This window comes from Streptomyces sp. NPDC026092, assembly GCF_040638605.1.
GTDB lineage: Bacteria > Actinomycetota > Actinomycetes > Streptomycetales > Streptomycetaceae > Streptomyces.
The window spans coordinates 534,411-551,484 of the sequence record NZ_JBEZYN010000001.1 but is presented as its reverse complement, the minus strand read 5'-3'; the positions used below and the strand labels follow the sequence as shown (position 1 = coordinate 551,484).

At 72.0% G+C, this 17,074-nt stretch carries 18 protein-coding genes; 9 read left to right on the top strand and 9 right to left on the bottom strand.

Annotated elements, in window-relative coordinates; all coding sequences use genetic code 11:
• Window positions 1–483: 483 nt before the first annotated feature.
• Entirely contained in the window at window positions 484–1,449 is a 966-nt protein-coding gene (locus AB0F56_RS02440; RefSeq protein WP_362003102.1) for a pirin family protein, read from the bottom strand.
• A 142-nt stretch (window positions 1,450–1,591) separates the two neighbouring features.
• Between AB0F56_RS02440 and AB0F56_RS02435 the strand changes: the two genes are divergently transcribed.
• From AB0F56_RS02435 to AB0F56_RS02425, 3 genes are all read left to right on the top strand, one after another.
• The gene (locus AB0F56_RS02435; protein WP_362003100.1) at window positions 1,592–1,936 is read left to right on the top strand and encodes a tetratricopeptide repeat protein; all 345 of its coding nucleotides are present in this window, start codon (window positions 1,592–1,594) and stop codon (window positions 1,934–1,936) included.
• Window positions 1,937–1,979: 43 nt separating this feature from the next.
• A complete protein-coding gene (locus AB0F56_RS02430) occupies window positions 1,980–2,396 on the top strand; it encodes a DUF6153 family protein (protein WP_362003098.1) in 417 nt (138 codons plus the stop codon).
• A gap of 100 nt (window positions 2,397–2,496) precedes the next feature.
• Window positions 2,497–3,144: a DUF305 domain-containing protein gene (locus tag AB0F56_RS02425; RefSeq protein ID WP_362003096.1), complete on the top strand. Its 648-nt coding sequence runs from the start codon at window positions 2,497–2,499 to the stop codon at window positions 3,142–3,144.
• A gap of 69 nt (window positions 3,145–3,213) precedes the next feature.
• On the opposite strand, the gene AB0F56_RS02420 is transcribed toward AB0F56_RS02425, so the two are convergent.
• Window positions 3,214–4,878, bottom strand: coding sequence for an amidohydrolase (locus tag AB0F56_RS02420; protein ID WP_362003094.1), 1,665 nt, complete (start codon window positions 4,876–4,878; stop codon window positions 3,214–3,216).
• A 50-nt stretch (window positions 4,879–4,928) separates the two neighbouring features.
• The gene (locus tag AB0F56_RS02415; protein ID WP_362003092.1) at window positions 4,929–6,353 is read right to left on the bottom strand and encodes a cytosine permease; all 1,425 of its coding nucleotides are present in this window, start codon (window positions 6,351–6,353) and stop codon (window positions 4,929–4,931) included.
• Between the two features lie 141 nt (window positions 6,354–6,494).
• Here AB0F56_RS02415 and AB0F56_RS02410 point away from each other — a divergent pair, with 141 nt between their 5' ends.
• Window positions 6,495–7,109 carry a TetR/AcrR family transcriptional regulator gene (locus tag AB0F56_RS02410; RefSeq protein ID WP_362003090.1) on the top strand — a complete coding sequence of 205 codons (615 nt, stop codon included), beginning with the start codon at window positions 6,495–6,497 and terminating at the stop codon, window positions 7,107–7,109.
• 6 nt (window positions 7,110–7,115) lie between these two features.
• Here AB0F56_RS02410 and AB0F56_RS02405 read toward each other — a convergent pair whose 3' ends face one another.
• Window positions 7,116–7,994, bottom strand: a complete 879-nt coding sequence (locus tag AB0F56_RS02405; RefSeq protein ID WP_362003088.1) for a 3'-5' exonuclease — start codon at window positions 7,992–7,994, stop codon at window positions 7,116–7,118.
• Window positions 7,991–9,442: an NAD(P)/FAD-dependent oxidoreductase gene (locus AB0F56_RS02400; RefSeq protein WP_362003086.1), complete on the bottom strand. Its 1,452-nt coding sequence runs from the start codon at window positions 9,440–9,442 to the stop codon at window positions 7,991–7,993. Before AB0F56_RS02400 ends, AB0F56_RS02405 begins: the two co-directional genes overlap by 4 nt.
• A gap of 207 nt (window positions 9,443–9,649) precedes the next feature.
• On the opposite strand from AB0F56_RS02400, the gene trxA reads away from it, so the two are divergent.
• Window positions 9,650–10,024, top strand: coding sequence for a thioredoxin (gene trxA, locus AB0F56_RS02395; RefSeq protein WP_362003084.1), 375 nt, complete (start codon window positions 9,650–9,652; stop codon window positions 10,022–10,024).
• An 82-nt stretch (window positions 10,025–10,106) separates the two neighbouring features.
• Here the strand turns inward: trxA and AB0F56_RS02390 are convergent, their stop codons facing one another.
• The 3 genes from AB0F56_RS02390 to AB0F56_RS02380 form a co-directional block, all read right to left on the bottom strand.
• Window positions 10,107–11,294 (bottom strand): thiolase family protein, encoded by a 1,188-nt coding sequence (locus tag AB0F56_RS02390; protein WP_362003082.1) that lies wholly within the window; start codon window positions 11,292–11,294, stop codon window positions 10,107–10,109.
• Between the two features lie 165 nt (window positions 11,295–11,459).
• Window positions 11,460–11,729, bottom strand: coding sequence for a hypothetical protein (locus AB0F56_RS02385; RefSeq protein ID WP_362003080.1), 270 nt, complete (start codon window positions 11,727–11,729; stop codon window positions 11,460–11,462).
• Between the two features lie 70 nt (window positions 11,730–11,799).
• Complete coding sequence (locus AB0F56_RS02380) at window positions 11,800–12,822, bottom strand: LacI family DNA-binding transcriptional regulator (protein ID WP_362003078.1); 1,023 nt, start codon at window positions 12,820–12,822, stop codon at window positions 11,800–11,802.
• A gap of 156 nt (window positions 12,823–12,978) precedes the next feature.
• On the opposite strand from AB0F56_RS02380, the gene AB0F56_RS02375 reads away from it, so the two are divergent.
• From AB0F56_RS02375 to AB0F56_RS02360, 4 genes are all read left to right on the top strand, one after another.
• On the top strand, window positions 12,979–14,235 hold the full coding sequence (locus AB0F56_RS02375) for an MFS transporter (protein WP_362003076.1): 1,257 nt from the start codon (window positions 12,979–12,981) through the stop codon (window positions 14,233–14,235).
• 116 nt (window positions 14,236–14,351) lie between these two features.
• Complete coding sequence (locus AB0F56_RS02370; RefSeq protein WP_362003074.1) at window positions 14,352–15,059, top strand: alpha/beta hydrolase; 708 nt, start codon at window positions 14,352–14,354, stop codon at window positions 15,057–15,059.
• A gap of 14 nt (window positions 15,060–15,073) precedes the next feature.
• On the top strand, window positions 15,074–15,292 hold the full coding sequence (locus AB0F56_RS02365; RefSeq protein ID WP_361967461.1) for a hypothetical protein: 219 nt from the start codon (window positions 15,074–15,076) through the stop codon (window positions 15,290–15,292).
• 81 nt (window positions 15,293–15,373) lie between these two features.
• A complete protein-coding gene (locus AB0F56_RS02360; RefSeq protein ID WP_362003072.1) occupies window positions 15,374–16,795 on the top strand; it encodes an SPFH domain-containing protein in 1,422 nt (473 codons plus the stop codon).
• 60 nt (window positions 16,796–16,855) lie between these two features.
• Here AB0F56_RS02360 and AB0F56_RS02355 read toward each other — a convergent pair whose 3' ends face one another.
• Window positions 16,856–17,020 carry a hypothetical protein gene (locus tag AB0F56_RS02355; protein WP_362003070.1) on the bottom strand — a complete coding sequence of 55 codons (165 nt, stop codon included), beginning with the start codon at window positions 17,018–17,020 and terminating at the stop codon, window positions 16,856–16,858.
• Window positions 17,021–17,074: the final 54 nt, after the last annotated feature.

The following is a 17,074-nucleotide window of genomic DNA, read 5'->3' as shown; positions in this document are numbered from 1 at the left end:
CCCACATAGATGATCAGTGGGGTTGTCCTATCTATTTTCACAGCTTGCGCACAAGATTCGCCCAGAATCAGATGGGCGCGGACGCTCACGAAGTGACCGTCAAATGGCCTTTTATCCAGCCAGAACTACCCCCTACTCCACCACATCGCTGCCGCAGCGTGGGCAAGATCACCTTCCTTCCGAGGAAACGCCATCCGTTTCAGCCATTGGAAGTGATCAGCGGCGGCGCTGATGGGACTCAGCTCCGTCGTCCCCGTTCGGCACTCGCATCGACTGCGCCTTTCGAAGGATGGATGACCTGATCGCCGGAGGGCTGCGGCTCGGCCGCTGGGAGGGCGAACTCCATCCGGGCGACGAAACATGAGACTCGACTACACGCTCGCCAGACCCTCCCTCCGGTCCTGTCGCGCCATCACGGCAACTCGGAAGCGGAGTCGGGACACAGCCGGCCCGACCCTCGTCAGCGCGTGCCGTCAGCCCTGCTCAGCGCACCCTCCCCCGTGGCTTCAGCGGAGTCGCGGGGAGTTCCGGGGCCGGGAGGGGGGCGCCGTCGTAGCCCTTGACCTCGCCGAAGCGTGTGCCGGTCGTCCAGGCCTCGCGGGCCTCTTCGATGTCCTGTTGCGATCGGCCGATCCAGTTCCAGAACATGACGATCTCCTCCTCGAACGGCTCGCCGCCCAGGAGCATCAGGCCCGCGTCGGAGACGGCGCGGAGGGGGAGTTCGCGGCGGCCGCAGCCGAGGTAGAGCATCGAGCCGGGGAGGACCGGGACGCCGTCGACGTGGGCCTCGCCCGACATCGACAGGACCGCGTACTCGAAGTCCGGGTCCAGGGGGAGGCTCGTCTCCGTGCCCGCCGTCAGGGCGAGATCCGCGCCGATCAGGGGGCTGTACGTCGTGCCGGGCGAGGCGGCGCCGTCGAGTTCGCCGAGGATGACCGTGGCGGTGAGACCGGCGGCGGTGACCTGCGGGAGGTTCGCGTGGTGCTGGAAGTGCGGCTCGACGTGGCGGTGGGCGTCCGGGAGCGCCACCCAGAGCTGGGCGCCGTGCAGATAGCGGGCGTGGGACTTCGGGCTCTCCTCGGAATGGGAGATCGCCCGGCCCGAGGTCATCAGGCCCAGCTCGCGCGGGCGGATCGTCTCCAGGCTGCCCGTGCTGTCGCGGTGCAGGACCTCGCCCTCGTGGAGCCAGCTCACCGTCTGCAGCCCCATGTGCGGGTGCGGCGGGACCTGCATGCCGGGCTCGTCCGCGATGTCGTCGGGGCCGTAGTGATCGACGAAGGCCCAGGCGCCCACCATGCGGCGGCCGAGGTTGGGGAGCAGGCGGCGGACCTCGGTCGACTCGCCGAGCTGGACGTGACGGGGGCTGAGGAGTTCCCGGACCGGCTCGGCGACGACGAAGCCGCGGCCGCCGCAGACGGTCAGGGCGGCCTGACGATCAAGATTGCTCATGACGCTCAACCTATTCCTGTCGGGGTACGACGTGGGTGTGTCTCCACGCCGAAATAGTAGTGGAATGTTCAACTAAATTCAGGCGTTGACGCGAGTGCCACCCCTTCGGGTGGCAGGGTAGGGACGCCACTAGGGAGCGCAAGTGAACGACACGTACTACGAGTTCGGTACGGCCGGCGAGCGCTGGGACCGCGCACAGCTGTTCTTCGAGGCCAAGGAGTACATGACCGCCGCCCGCATCCTGCGCGGGCTCGTCGCCGAGCACCCCGAGCAGAACGCCCAGCGCCTGCTGCTCGCCCGCGCCTACTACCACTCCGCGCAGCTCTCCCGCGCCGAGACCGAGCTGCGCACCGTCCTCGACCGCGACCCGGTGGAGCACTACGCCCGCCTGATGCTCGGCCGCACCCTGGAGCGCCAGGGCCGCCACGCCGAGGCCGCCCCGCATCTGCGGCTCGCTGCCGCGATGAGCGGCGACCTTCCGGAGTGAGCCCGGGGGCCGTTCTGTAGGCTCCACTCAGGAGGTGCGGGGCGTGCGTACGGGACTGGTGAGGCGGAGCGACCTCAGAGTGGCGGGTGCCCTCGCGCACCTGCTGCTCGTCGTCGTGCTCGCCCTCGGCGTCTTCGTGATGCACGCGTTCGGCCACCCGGAGGGCGCCTCCGAGAGCGGGGCGGACCGCATGACGCATGCCTCCGCTCCCGCGCACCACGGCAACACCACCGGTACGTCCGGTTCCGACGCCCCCGACTCCGGTGCGCACGGCGACATGGCCACGCTCTGCGTGGCCGTCCTCGGCGTCTGGGCCCTCGCCCGGGTCGTCCTCGCCGCCCTCGGGCGGCACCCCGACTGGCTGGTCCGGCTGCTCGACCGGCTCCGGCCGGCGCTGGGCCCGAACGCCCCGCCGCCCATACCTCCCGACCTCGCTCAGCTGTCCGTCCTGCGGATATAGGCCGAATCGCCGCCGCGGGCCGCCTCGTGCTGCCCGCAGATGCCGGCTTCAGCCCTTCCGACAGCACAGAACTCACACAGCACACGAGGTGTCCACAGACATGTCCGACCACCCCAACGCCCGCAAGCTCGCGTTCCACGGCGCGGGCGCCGTCACCGCCGTCGTCGTCGCCGGTCTGCTGCTCTCCGGCTGCGGTACCGCGCCGGAGCCCGACGCGGCCGCCAAGCCGTCCGCGTCCAGCAGCGACCGCGCCTTCAACGACGCCGACGTCGCGTTCGCCCAGGCGATGATCCCGCACCACCAGCAGGCCCTGGAGATGGCGCGGCTCGCCGACGGCCGGGCCGAGGACGCCGGCGTCAAGAAGATCGTCGCCGACGTCGAGAAGGCCCAGGACCCGGAGATCCGCACCATGCGGTCCTGGCTCAAGGCCTGGGGCAAGCCCGAGGCCCCCGAAGGCTCCGCCGCCTCCGGTGGGCACGGCGGTCACGGCGGTGGCGGCGAAGGCGCCGGCTCCATGGCCGGGATGATGTCCGAGCAGGACATGAAGGCTCTCGCGGCCCTGCGCGGCAAGGCCTTCGACCGGAAGTTCGCCGAGCTGATGATCGCCCACCACGAGGGCGCGGTCGAGATGGCCGAGGCCGAGCGGAAGAACGGTCGCGACGCCACGGCACGGAAGCTCGCCGATGACGTCGTACGCACCCAGTCCGCCGAGATCACCGAGCTGAAGAAGATCCTCGGCCGGTTCTGACCCCGGTGCCGTACCGGTGGGCTCCCGCGTCCCGGGGGCCCGCCGGTACCCACGCGCGCGTGTGGGGGCTCAGGCGCCCACGCGCGCGTGGACCACCTCACCGCCGACCACGACCACCTCGGCCACCGTGCCGGGGATCTCCTCCGGGTCGATGCGGAGGATGTCGCGGGAGAGGACGACGAAGTCCGCGAGCTTGCCCACGGTCAGCGAACCCCGCTCCTCCTCGAGGAAATTGGCGTACGCCGACCCCATCGTGTAGCCCTCGACGGCGGTCGCGACGTCGATCGTCTCCTCAGGCGTCCAGGCCTCTCCCCCACCGTTCAGCGCCCGGCGGGTGACGGCGGTGTAGATGCCGACCATGGGGTCCATCTCGGCGACGTTCCAGTCGCTGGAGAGGGCGAGGACCGCGCCGGCGGCGTGCAGGCTGCGCAGCGGCCAGGCCTTGTGCCAGCGGTCGGGGCCGATGTTCTCGGCCCAGTCCTGGCCGGGGCCCGCGATGTCGGGTGCGGCGTGGCGGGGCTGCATGCAGGCGACGACGCCGAGTTCGGCGAAGCGCGGGGTGTCGGCCGGGTCGAGGCACTCGACGTGGACGACCTGGTGGCGGGCGTCACGCGGGCCGTTGACGGTACGAGCGCGGGCGACGGCGTCGAGGACCGTACGGATGCCCCGGTCGCCCGTGGCGTGCACGAAGCACTGGAAGCCGCGCGCGTCGAGGCCGGTGAACAGGTCGGCGAACTCCTCCGGCGGGTAGAAGGTGTCCCCGCGGTGGTGGCCGCAGCCGGCGTACGGCTCCAGAAGCGCGGCCGTACGGGGCTCGACGACGTCGTCGATGTACAGCTTGAGCGGGCCGACCCGCAGCCGGTCGTCGGCGAACTCCTTTGCCGCCGACTCGAATTCGTCCAGTTCGGCGTCGGTGGTGCCGCGCGGGTGGAACAGGGCCGCGACGATCCGCGAGCGGAGCCGGCCCTCGGCGCGGGCGCGCGTGAACAGGGCGAGGTCGTCCAGGGAGTTCTGCGGTTCGACGACCGTGGTGATGCCGTACGCGACGGCGTCGTCGAGGGACTTGGCGAGCCTGCCGTACTGGCGGTCGGGCGAGGCCCACGGCACGCCGAGCTCCCGCAGGGCGCGGTGACCGGCGCGCGAGAGGCCCTTGACGGCGAAGTCCTTGACGAATCCGGTGGGTTCACCGGTCTCGGGGTCGGTGACGGCGGTACCGAAGGGCAGGTCGGTCCGGTCGCGGGTGACGTCGAGCACACGCAGGGCCGCGGTGTTGAGCCAGGCGGTGTGCACGTCGTAGCTGAGGACGAGGGCGGGGGTGTCGCCGGTCGCGGGGTCGAGGTCGGCGGCGGTGGGCATGCGGCCGCCGGGGATCGCGGAGTAGTCGAAGGCCTCGGCCTCGATCCACGGGGCGTCGGGGTGGGCCGCCCGCCACACGCGGATCCGCTCGTGGATCGCGTCGAGGGTACGGGCCCCGGCGAGTTGGACGCAGGCGTCGTCGGAGCCCAGGCGTACGTGGTTGTGGGCGTCGATGAAGCCGGGCAGGACCAGGCGGGCCCCCGCGTCGACGACCGTGGTGTCGGGTCCGGTCCAGCGCGCGGCGTCCGCGTCGGATCCGAGCCAGACGATGCGTCCGTCGCGCACGGCGAGCGCCTCGGCCTCGGGCAGGTGGGGGTCGACGGTGTGGATCCTGGCCCCGGTGAGGACGAGGTCGGCGGGGGTGGGGGTGGTGGTCATGGTGCGGTGAACTCCTGTGCCTGACGGAGGTGTTACGGCTGTACAGGGGGTTACGGCTGTACGGGGGTGGCGGTGCGGCGCGCGAGGGCGAGGTACACGAGCGCGGAGACGAGGGCGCCGAGCAGGGTGAGGTCGGCGCCGCCGAGCGGGGCGACGAGGGGGCCGGTCCAGAGCTCGGAGTCGCAGGTCAGGGCGGCGAAGACCATGCCCGCGAGGAGGGCGACGACACCGGCGGGATGCCAGCCGCGCCGGTACCAGTAGGCGCCGTGCTCGCCGGCGTGCAGGGCCGCGGAGTCGTAGGTACAGCGGCGCAGCACCATGTCGGCGAGGAAGACACCGCCCCAGGGGGCGAAGACGATGATCAGGAGGGAGAGGAAGGCGAGCAGCGAGGTGGTGAAGTCGATGAGGAACAGCGCGCCGAGCGAGCCGAGCGCGGTGACGGCGGCGCTGACGACGATGGCGCGGGCGCGGGTCCAGGGGATGCCGAGGACCTGGAGGTTCAGGCTGGAGGAGTAGAGCGTGATGATCGAGTTCGTCACCGATCCGCCGAGGACCAGAGCGAGGAAGAGCGGCTGGAACCAGCCGGGGAGCAGCCCCTCGGCTCCCGCCACCGCGTCGGTCATGTCGGTCTGCGTCGCGGCGGCGACACCGGCGACGCCGAGGGCGACGGAGGAGAGGAAGCCGCCGAGCGCGCCGCTCCAGGTGAGGGCCTTGAGGGAGGTGGTGCGCGGCAGGTAGCGGGTGTAGTCGGCGGGCATCGGGACGTACGAGATGGGGCCCGCGAACATGACGACGAGGGCGAGGCTCCAGGCGGAGACGCCGGGGACCTCGGCGGGGGCGGCCGTGTCGGCGCCGGGCAGGACGAAGACGAGCAGGGCGGCGAAGCCGAGGGCGAGGGCGTAGGCCATCCAGCGTTCGGCGAACTGGACGGTGGCGTGGCCCCAGAGAGCGACGGCGAAGGTCATCGTGAGGGTCACGAGCAGGGCGAGCGCGCGGGCCGTGTGGCCGCCGGTCCAGCCGAGGTCGGCGAAGAAGGCTTCGAGGGCGAGGGTGCCGACGACCGTGTTGACGATGGTGTAGCCGATGCTGACGATCCAGTTGAGCAGTCCGGCGGGCCAGTTGCCGCGCACACCGAAGGCGGCGCGGGAGATGACGAGGGTGGCGGTGCCGGTGCGGACGCCACTGAGTCCGGCGGCGCTGATCGCGAAGAAGGAGAGACCGCCGATCACGACGACGGCGGTGGCCTGCCAGAACGAGAGGCCGAAGGCGACGGCGAGGGCGCCGTTGATGACGTAGGTGAAGGTGAGGTTGGAGCCGAACCAGAGCCAGAAGAGGTCCTTGGCGCCGCCGTGGCGCTCGGCGTCGGGAATGGGGTCGATGCCGTGGCCCTCCACCTGGAAGACCTCGTCCTTCCGGACCTCGTCGCGGAAGCCCTCGTCACGACCGGTGTCCGGTGCTCTCTCCTGGTGCAGCATGCCCACTCCCCAGACTTTGAATGACGTTCTAGAACTTAGAACAGGGTTCAAGATGTGCGAGAGGTGGCGGCCGCGTCAAGACCTCGGGGACCTGCGGTTAAAGTCGTGACCTGTCGGGCGACGGGGACGGAGGCGGAACGGGTGGCTGGGTCAGCACGACGGCGCGACGGGCACATCACCCAGGAGCGGATGCTCGAGGAGGCCATGGCGGCCATCGCCGAGGACGGCCTCGCGGCGCTCACCATGTCGGCGCTGGCGGAGCGCCTGGGGACCAGCGGCGGCCACATCCTCTACTACTTCGGCAGCAAGGACCTGCTGCTGCTCGCCGTGCTGCGCTGGAGCGAGGCCGCACTCGCCGAGGAGCGCCGGGCTCTCCTTGCCCGCCGGCTGACCGCGGAGCGCAAGCTCGACCTGTTCCTGCGGCTCTACCTGCCGCACGGTCCGCGCGATCCGCGGTGGATGCTCTGGATCGAGCTCTGGGCGCGCATACCGGCGAACGAGGCGCTGCGCGAGGCGCAGCGGGACCTCGACCGGGGCTGGCAGGAGGATCTGGAGGCCCTGCTCACCAAGGGCGTTACCCAGTCGCGCTTCGCGCCGATGGACACGGACGAGGTGGCCGCGCGCGCCTCCGAACTCCTCGCGCTCCTCGACGGCCTGAGTACCCGTGTGGTGCTCGGCGAGCAGTCCGGCCCGGCCGCGCGCCCGGCGCTCGACGCCGCCCGGTCGGCGGCGGCGCTCCTGGTGCCGCGCGGCTGAGCGGACTCAGGGCGCGTCCCCTGGCGGTTCCCAGGGTTCGGGCGCGGTGTCGGTGAAGGGCCAGCCCGGGGCGTCGGGGTGGCGGCGCATCTGCTCGGCGTACCAGCGGATCTGCTCGGTGTGCAGCGCCGGCCGGGACAGCTTGGCGACGGCGGGGTACGAGTCCGCGATCACCTGGGCCAGGGCGAGCGCGGCCTCGGCGTCCGACGCGGCGTCCCCGGGGTGGGCGTGCGGGACGCCGTACCACTCGGCGACGGCGCGCAGGGAGCGGCGGCCCGGGCGGTAGCTGTCGGCGTGACGGTCCAGGACCAGGGGGTCGCAGACGGGGGCGACCCCCTGCGGGAGCCGTTCGGTCAGCGGGGCCAGGCCGTGGCGCCGGAGTTCGGCGTGGAGGGTGGTCAGGACGTACGGGGAGAACCAGACGACGAGCACCTCGTGCGCGGCGAGGTGGTCGGTGAGGACGGTCGCGAGTTCGTCGAGAGCCTGGGGTGCGGGGACGCCTTCGGCGCGGGCCCGCTCGACGGCGGCGCCGAGCGCCGCTCCCTCTCCGGAGACCGGAATGCGGAGATTGGATCCAATATCCATGATCCAATCTCCGATATGTCCGTCGGAGCCCCGCACCGACGCGGAAAGGATCCGATCCACGGCCGTCCGGTAGCCGGTCGACACGATGTCCACCGCCAGCAGACGGCGGTGGTGCCAGCCCGGCAGATGCTGCCGGGCCGGCGGCGCCGGTTCGGGCACGTGCCCCGGATGGAAGACCTGCCAGCCGTCCGACGGACCGTGGCCGTGCCGGAGGACCCCCGTCCCGGCCGGCACGACCGCCCCGCAGACCGCGCAGGGACCGTCGTACTCGTTGGTGAGGTCGGGGGCCCCGGGGCTCACGAGGTCCCCGCACCGTCCCGGTACGCCTCGAGGAGCCGCAGCCAGGCCTCGCTCAGCGTCGGGTAGGAGGGGACGGCGTGCCAGAGCCGGTCGATCGGGACCTCTCCGACGACGGCGACGGTCGCGGAGTGGATGAGTTCGCCGATGCCCGGCCCGACGAAGGTGACACCGAGGACGGTCTCGCGGTCCAGGTCGACGACCATCCGGGCGCGGCCGCGGTAGCCGTCGGCGTAGAGGCCGGCGCCCGCCACCGAGGTGAGGTCCAGGTCGACGGCGCGGACGCGGTGCCCGGCGCGCTCGGCCTCGGCGAGCGAGAGCCCGACGGCTGCGGCCTCGGGGTCGGTGAAGACGACCTGCGGCACGGCGGCGTGGTCGGCGGTGGCCGTGTGCGCGGCCCAGCGCCCGTTCTCCGGGAGCGAGGCGCCGGAGGCGCGGGCGGCGATGGCCGCTCCGGCGATCCGCGCCTGGTACTTGCCCTGATGGGTCATCAACGCCCGGTGGTTGACGTCTCCCACGGCGTAGAGCCAGTCGCTGCCCTCGACCCGGAGGGTGTCGTCCACCGGGAGCCACGAGCCGGGCTTCAGACCGACGGTCTCCAGGCCGATGTCCTCGGTGCGCGGGCTGCGCCCGGTCGCGAACAGGACCTCGTCGCCCTCGACCCGGTCGCCGCCCTCCAGGACCACGGTGACGGGACCGGTGCCCCCGTCGCGTACGACGGCGGCGACGGAGACTCCCGTACGGACGTCGGCGCCGCCCTCGGTGAGCGCGTCGGCGACGTGGTCGCCGACGAAGGGCTCCATGCGGGGCAGCAGGCCCTTGCCTCGTACCAGGACCGTCACGCGAGAGCCGAGCGCCTGCCAGGCGGTCGCCATCTCCGCCGCGACCACTCCCCCGCCGACCACGATCAGCCGCTCGGGGACCTCCTTGGAGCTGGTCGCCTCGCGGCTGGTCCACGGCCGGGCCCCGGTCAGCCCCGGCAGGTCGGGCAGGGCGGCGCGGCTGCCGGTGCAGACGGCGACGGCGTGCCGGGCGGTGAGGACGTGCCGGTCGCCCTCGGGCCCGTCAACGGTGACCTTCCGCTCGCCGTCAAGGCGGCCGTGGCCGCGGTAGAGGCGGGCGCCGGTGGAGTCGAGCCAGCCGACGGCGCCGTCGTCCTTCCAGTCGGAGACGTAGTAGTCGCGGTGGGCGAGCACCGCCGGCGCGTCCAGGGGACCCTGGACCAGCTGCCGCAGCCCGGGGACCTTGCGGGCGTCCGAGCGGGCGATGGCGGGCCGGAGCAGCGCCTTGCTGGGCATGCAGGCCCAGTACGAGCACTCGCCGCCCACCAGTTCGCTCTCCACGACGGCCACGCTCAGGCCCGCCGCCCGGGCCCGGTCCACCACGTTCTCGCCCACGGGTCCCGCACCCAGGACCACCACGTCGTACTCGTGCTCCACCTCATGTGTCATGGGCCCCAGTCTGGTGGCAGGTGTGCGCCGTGGCCACAGGGGAAGGCGTGGCGTGCACGCAGGGGATACGCACGGTGCACCCGTGGAACTCGGCCTCCGCACGCGTGGGGCGGCGCGGAATAGCGCGGCTCGATACGCGGTTGTGCGGGGCGAGTCCCCAGGGGACCGTGATGGACACCCGCCAGGAGACCCGGAGAGGTAGAAAACATGAGCACTGTCGAGCTCACCAAGGACAACTTCGACCAGATCGTGAGCGAGAACAGCTTCCTTCTGATCGACTTCTGGGCTTCCTGGTGTGGTCCGTGCCGCCAGTTCGCGCCGGTCTTCGAGGCCGCTTCCGAGCGCCACGAGGACCTGGTCTTCGCCAAGGTGGACACCGAGGCGCAGCAGGAGCTGGCCGCCGCGTTCGAGATCCGCTCGATCCCGACGCTGATGATCGTCCGTGACAACGTGGCCGTGTTCGCCCAGCCCGGGGCGCTGCCGGAGGCGGCCCTGGAGGACGTGATCGGCCAGGCGCGGAAGCTGGACATGGACGAGGTGCGCAAGTCCATCGAGGACGCGAAGCAGCAGCAGGGCCAGTAGGGGCGGCTGCGGCAGCACCGGGCGGGGGCGGTACGGGAGTTCCCGTACCGCCCCCGCTTCGTCTGCCCGACGCTGTGTCCGGTCAGCGCTCCAGGACGAGCGCCAGACCCTGGCCGACGCCGATGCACAGGGCCGCGAGCCCCGTTCCCGAGCCGGCCGCCGCCAACTGGTGGGCCACCGCGCCCGCGAGCCGCGCCCCGGATGCGCCCAGCGGGTGCCCGACGGCGATGGCGCCGCCGCGCGGGTTGACGATCTCCGGGTCGAGTTCCGGCCACTCGGCGAGGCAGCCGAGGGACTGGGCGGCGAACGCCTCGTTCAGCTCGAAGGTCGTCAGATCGGCGAAGGAGCGGCCCGCCTTGTCCAGCGCGCGCCGGACGGCCTCCACGGGCCCGAGCCCGAAGAGCTGCGGCTCGATTCCGGTGACCGCGGAGGCGCGGATCCGGGCGAGCGGCTCGCGACCGGTCTCTCGCAGGCCCTCCTCGTCGACGAGGAGCAGGGCCGCGGCGCCGTCGTTGAGCGGCGAGGCGTTGCCCGCCGTCACGGTGCCGCCCTCGCTCCGGAAGGAGGGCTTCAGCTTGGCGAGGGCCTCCATGGAGGTGGTGTCGCGGATGCACTCGTCGCGGGTCAGCTCCACGCCCGGGTACGGCACGACCTCACCGTCGTACAGCCCCTTGCCCCACGCCTCGGCCGCCTTGCGGTGGCTGGCCAGGGCGAAGGCGTCCTGCTGCTCGCGGGTGAGGGCGTGCTTGTCGGCGACGAGCTCCGCGCCCTCGCCGAGCGAGACCGTCCACTCGGCGGGCATGCGCGGGTTGGTCATGCGCCAGCCCAGGGTCGTGGAGTACATCTGCTGGTGGCCGGCCGGGAAGGCGCGTTCGGGCTTCTGCAGGACCCAGGGTGCGCGGGACATCGACTCGACGCCGCCCGCGATCGCCACGGACGCGTCGCCCAGCGCGATGGCGCGCGCGGCCTGGATCACCGCCTCCAGACCGGAGCCGCACAGGCGGTTGAGGGTCACGCCGGGGACGGAGGTGGGGAGGCCCGCGAGCAGGACGGCCATGCGGGCCACGTCGCGGTTGTCCTCGCCGGCACCGTTGGCGTCACCGAAGTAGACGTCGTCGATCCGGGCCGGGTCGAGCGCGGGTACGCGGTCCACGAGCGACCTGACCACGTGGGCGGCGAGGTCGTCGGGGCGTACGGCGGAGAGCGCGCCTGCGAACCTGCCGATCGGGGTGCGGACGGCGTCGACGATGTAGACGTCGCGGATGCTCATCGGTTCTCTCCCACGTGCCCTGGGGACGGTCCTCTTCGACCGACCGCCCACCCGTGCGTTCGCCTGGTGAATTTTCCTTCGTTGACGTGCGCGCAGAGTCTCCGCCCGGCGTGGGTTCCTGTCAACGGTGCCGAGCGGCGATACGTGGTGGGTGAAAGAACCCGGTCACGCCGCCGGCGCCGGCCGGACCAGTGCCGTCAGGCCGTAGTCCAGTTCGCGGCCGTCGACCAGGAGCGCCTCGACGGTACGCGTCTCCGGGTCGATGTCGGCGGCGATGCCGTGCCCCTCGTAGCGCGGGTAGCCCGAGGAGCCCGTCCGGCCCGTGGCCTCCACGACCGCCGACCGGACCGCGCTGTCCTCCACGGACGCGCCGCCCCGGTCCTCCACGTGCTCGGAAACGAGCAGGATCTCGAAACGCCGCGGCAGTGTGCTCATGCTTCGACGCTAAGCCGCTTCGCCCCCGGGCGCCCGCCACGGCAGGGCGCCCGCCGTGAAAGGCCCTGGATCAGCTGGACTCCCGGGGGATCACCCGCGAGGCCATCAGCTCCTGCGCGCGCGGGGTGGCGTCGGGGTCGCGGACGGCGCTGTCGACCAGCTCGGCCAGGTGCCGGCCGATGACCATGTCGATCTCCACGGTCGTCAGGCGGGGCCGCAGCAGCCGCCCGAGGAGCAGATCGTCCGAGCCCACGACGGCCGTCTCCCCGGGGATGTCGATCCCCGCGTCCTGGAGTGCGCGCATCAGCAGCATCGCGTACTCGTCGTTGTACGCGAACACCGCGTCGAGGCCCAAGTCGCGCCAGCGCGCCGCCAGCGCGTTCGCCGCCCCCTCCTCGTACCGCAGCGGCAGCGGTACGACGGTGGCGTCGGTCCCGGCCACCGCCTGGCGGGCGCCGTCGAGGCGGGGTCCGGAGAACATCTCCAGGCCCGGCTCCTCGGGGAGCACCACGCCGATCCGGCGCCGCCCCCGCTCCACCAGGTGCTCGGTCGCGACGCGCCCCACTCGCCCCTGGTCCATGACCAGGGCGTGCGCGCCCTCGACGCGGTGCGGGCCGACGGTGATGACGGCCTTGGCGCCGGAACGCTTGAGGATCTCCACACCGCCCGGGGAGAGCTGGACCTCGCCCAGCGAGACCACCGCCACGGGCCGGAGCTCCGCCCAGGCGCGCGCGGCCTCGTCCCCCTCGAGCCCGAGGCTGCCGTACTGCACGACGGTGTAGTCGAGGCGGCGCAGGGCCCACTGCAACTCGTTGAAGAACTGGCTGTACAGGGGACCGATCGGCACGTGCGCGGTGGGCAGCAGGACCATCCGGCTGTGACCGGCGCGCAGGCTGCGGGCGGCGGCGTGCGGGACGTACCCCAGTTCCTCGGCCGCGTCGCGGACCCGCTGCCGGGTCGGCTCGCTGATCCGTACGGCCGCCGTGTTGTTCAGGACGTACGAGACGGTGGCTCTGGAGACGCCCGCGAGCCGCGCCACATCGGCGCTCGTCGGGACGGGACGTTCGGCGGACTGTTTGGGTGACTGGCTCATCGCTCCGGCATCTTTCCAGAACAATCCGGCCCCGAGTCTGGCGGATGGCCGGATTCGAGTGCTACACAGTGATTACACGCGTCAGTGACACGTGTAACTCTCTTGAAACTTCCGCTCCTCGCCCCCGCACCGGGCGATCTTCACCAGGAGGGCAACGTGGCCCTTTCCTCCTCCGCATCCGGAAGAGTCAGCACCACCGGAGCCGAGGCCCCGTCGGGCCCCCGGCCCACCCGTGGGCTGCTGCCCCTGCTCCTCGCCGGGAACACGGCGATGTACGCGCTCTACGTCGGCGTGCCCGGACTGCTGCTCGCGCTGCAGATCGAGGACATCGACCCGGCGAACAAGGTGGCCAACTTCGGTCTGATCTCCGGCGTTTCCGCGATCTTCGCGACGATCTTCAACCCGGTCGCCGGCGCCCTTTCGGACCGCTCGGGCCGCCGCAACCCGTGGATCCTGGCGGGCGGTCTGCTCGCGATACCGGTGATGTTCCTGCTCGGCAGCGTGCATACGATCCTGCTCGTGCTCATCGCCTGGTGTCTGGGCCAGGCCGTCATGAACATCTACCAGGCCGCGATCACCTCCGTCGTGCCCGACCGGGTCCCCTTCGCCGCGCGCGGCAAGGCCTCGGCCGCCGTCGGGCTCGGTCTGCCGATCGGTTCCACCATCGGCGCGCTTGTCGGCGCCGCGTTCTCGGAGAACTACCGCACCGGGTACCTGGTCTTCGGCGCGATCGTGGCGGCCACCGCCGTCCTGTTCACGACCTTCGCCCGTGAGGAGCGGATGCCCGCCAAGGCGCCGCTGCCCGTGAAGCAGCAGCTCGCCGCCTTCGGCAGCGCGCTCAAGGACCACGACTTCCGCTGGGCGTTCATCGGGCGCGCGCTGCTCGTGCTCGGCTACTTCGCGGTCGCCGGCTTCCAGCTGTACATCCTCAAGGACCACACCGACCTGCCGGCCGGGCTCTCCCCCGAGGAGGCCGTGGCCATCCTCATGCCGCTCAACTCCGTGGCCATGGTGGTCTCCACCGTCCTGGGCGGCTGGCTCTCCGACCGCTACGACCGCCGCAAGCTCTTCGTCGGCGCCTCCGCCGCGCTCGCGGCCGTCGCGCTGGTCATCCCGGCCGTCTCGTCGAGCTGGACCGCGATGCTCGCCTTCTCCGCCGTCAACGGTCTCGGATTCGGCTGCTACATGGCGGTCGACACGGCCCTGGTGACCATGGTGCTGCCGAAGGCGGAGGACGCGGCCCGCGACATGGGCGTGCTCAACGTCGCCAACGCGGGGCCGCAGATCGTCGCTCCGTTCGTCGCCTCGCTCGTCGTCTCGCTGAGCGGCGGGTACACGACCCTGTTCCTGGTCGCGGCCGTCCTCTCGGTCCTCGGGGCGCTCGCCGTGCGTCCGATCCGCGGCGTGCGCTGAGCCCGGGGCGCGCGGGCCGGGTCGGGCCGGGGTGGCCGATTCCGTACGCGCACACACCCGTACGCTCGTCGGGCCACCCGTACGCCCCGTACGCCCGATCCGCGAGAGGCCTTGACGTGCTGCTGAACACCCGTACCTGGGGATCCGGTGACCGGATCGCGCTCCTGATCCACGGGATCATGTCCGACCACCGCACCTGGCGCCGGGTCGGACCGGCTCTGGCCGAGCGCGGCTACCGGGTGATCGCGGTGGATCTGCGCGGCCACGGCGCGAGCGGCCGGGCGGCCGGGCCCGAGGGGTACGGACCCGGGGACTACGCCGACGATCTCGTCGAAACCCTGCCCGCCCGGGCCGAGTTGGCGCTCGGGCACTCGCTCGGCGGGCTGGCCCTGGCCGGCGCCGTCGACCGGCTCGCGCCGCGGCGCGCCGTGTACGTGGACCCGGCCTGGCACATGTCGGCCGGGGACACGGGCGACCGCATGGAGCTGTTCGTCGCGGCGAAGTCGCTCGCGCGGGAGCACATCGCGATGTTCAACCCCCGCTGGGAGGAGGAGGATCTCGACGTCGAGATGGCCACCTTGCGGCTCTGGGACGAGCGTTCCACCCACGGACTCGCGGCGTGCGTGGGCCGTGATCTGTGGCCCGTGAAGCCCGTCGTCCCGTCGCTGGTCACGCTGTCCGACCCGAGCTGGCTGGTCTCGCCGGAGAACGCGCGGATGCTGGAGGAACGCGGCTTCGACGTCCGTACGGTCGCCGGCGCGGGACACACGATCCACCGTGACGATTTCGACGGGTTCATGGCCTCTCTGGAGGGCTGGATCTGACGTACCGTGTGGTCATGGACGACGTCTCGATGGTGGGCCTGCTCGGCCGGGTGACCGGCACCGTCGGGCCCGGCCTCGTCGGCGAGGTGATCGTCCGGATCCGGGGCGGCGCCGAGCACTTCCTCGCGTACGCGGCCGACGCCAAGGAGCGGATCCATCCCGGAACGGTCGTGATGGTCGTGGAACATCTCCCTCCACGCACCGTGTATGTCACAGCCGCGTACGACAGTTGACCGAAGCGTTGAGCGCTCGTCCGTCGAGGCGCACACTCCCTTCACCGGATCCGCACGGCTCCGGTGAAGGGGGAGCTGCCCATGGCCATCGGCATCGTGGCGGGCGGCGTGGTCGTCGCCGTCCTCGTCCTCATCGCACTGTTCAAACTCATGTGGCGCGTCGCCGAACCGAACGAGGCGCTGATCATCTCCGGTTCCAACCACAAGATGGAGGGGCTCGGCGAAGGCATGGGCTTCCGGATCGTCACCGGGCGCGGCACGCTCGTGATGCCGGGCGTCCAGGCGGTACGGAAGCTGTCGCTTGACCTCAACGAGACGCAGTTGCAGGTGGAGTGCGTGACCCACCAGGGCATTCCGCTCAAGGTCCGGGGTGTGGTGATCTTCAAGGTGGGTGACGACTTCGTGTCGATCGCCAACGCCGCCCGCCGTTTCCTGGACCAGCAGAAGCTCATGTCGGAGCGCGTGCACATCGTCTTCGCCGGTCATCTCCGCGCCATCGTCGGCGGGTTGACGGTCGAGGACATGATCCGTGACCGGGAGAAGCTGACCGGGCAGGCGCGTTCGGCTTGTGGCACGGAGATGGAGAAGCTCGGTCTGATCGTCGACTCGCTGCAGATCCACGAGATCGAGGACCCGACGGGGTACATCAAGAACCTGGCCGCGCCGCACGCGGCGGCGGTCCAGCGGGACGCCCGGATCGCGCAGGCCGAGGCCAACCGGCGGGCCACCGAGGCCGAACAGCAGGCCGCGGCGCGGATGTCGGAGGCCACCAGGGACAGCGAGATCCTGCAGGCCGGCTACCAGGCGGAGCGGGACCAGGCGTCCGCGAAGGCCCGTCAGGCCGGGCCGCTGGCCGAGGCGGGGGCGCGGCAGGAGGTCGTCGTCCAGGAGACCCGGGTCGCGGAGCTGGAGGCGCACCGCAAGGAGCAGCAGCTCCAGGCGGACGTCCGCAAGCCGGCGGACGCGAAGGCGTACGAGACCCGGACCCGGGCCGACGCCGAGCGCGACGCCCGGATCTCGGCGGCGCAGGCGGAGGCGAAGGAGACCGAGCTCGCCAGCGCCGCGCGGGCGACGGCGACCCGGCTGACGGGTGAGGCGGAGGCGGCGGCCCAGCAGGCGCGGGGGCTCGCCGTGGCCGAGTCGACCCGGGCGAAGGGTCTCGCCGAGGCCGAGTCGATCAAGGCGCGGGCGGCGGCCCTGGCCGAGAACCAGGAGGCCGTGGTCGCCCAGCAGCTGGCCGAGAAGTGGCCGGAAATCGTCGAGGCCGGTGCGTCGGCCTTCGGCAACGTGGACCAGATGGTCCTGCTGAACGGCGCGGACGGCATGGCGGAGATGTTCGCCAAGGCCCTGACCATGGGCGGGACGGGTCTGGGGCTCGCCCGGCAGCTGCTCGCGAACATGAGCCCGGCGGCGGCAGCGGCGGAAGCGCCCGCGCTGAAGCCGAACGGCGCGGCCGCGCCGGCTCCCCCGGTGGAATCCATCCCGCTCGCCGACGAGGCGTAGCCCTGAGGGCCGGGCCCGGTGCCGTGATGGCGCCGGGCCCCGGTCGTGGCGAGCGGAAGGTCAGTTGTGGCCGAACTTCCGTTCCTTCTTGTGGGAGACCTGCTCGATGATCGGCCGCGGCGTCTCCCGCACGACCGGTGTCGATTCCTTCGCCGCCGCTTCGGTCCGGTGTTCGTGGCCGCCCGTACGGGCGCCCTTGTTCACCCGGGTCTGTTTCTTGCCCACGATCGTGCCTCCTGACAGCGGTACTCGGACGCTGGGGCAGTTTTCGGCCTCTGG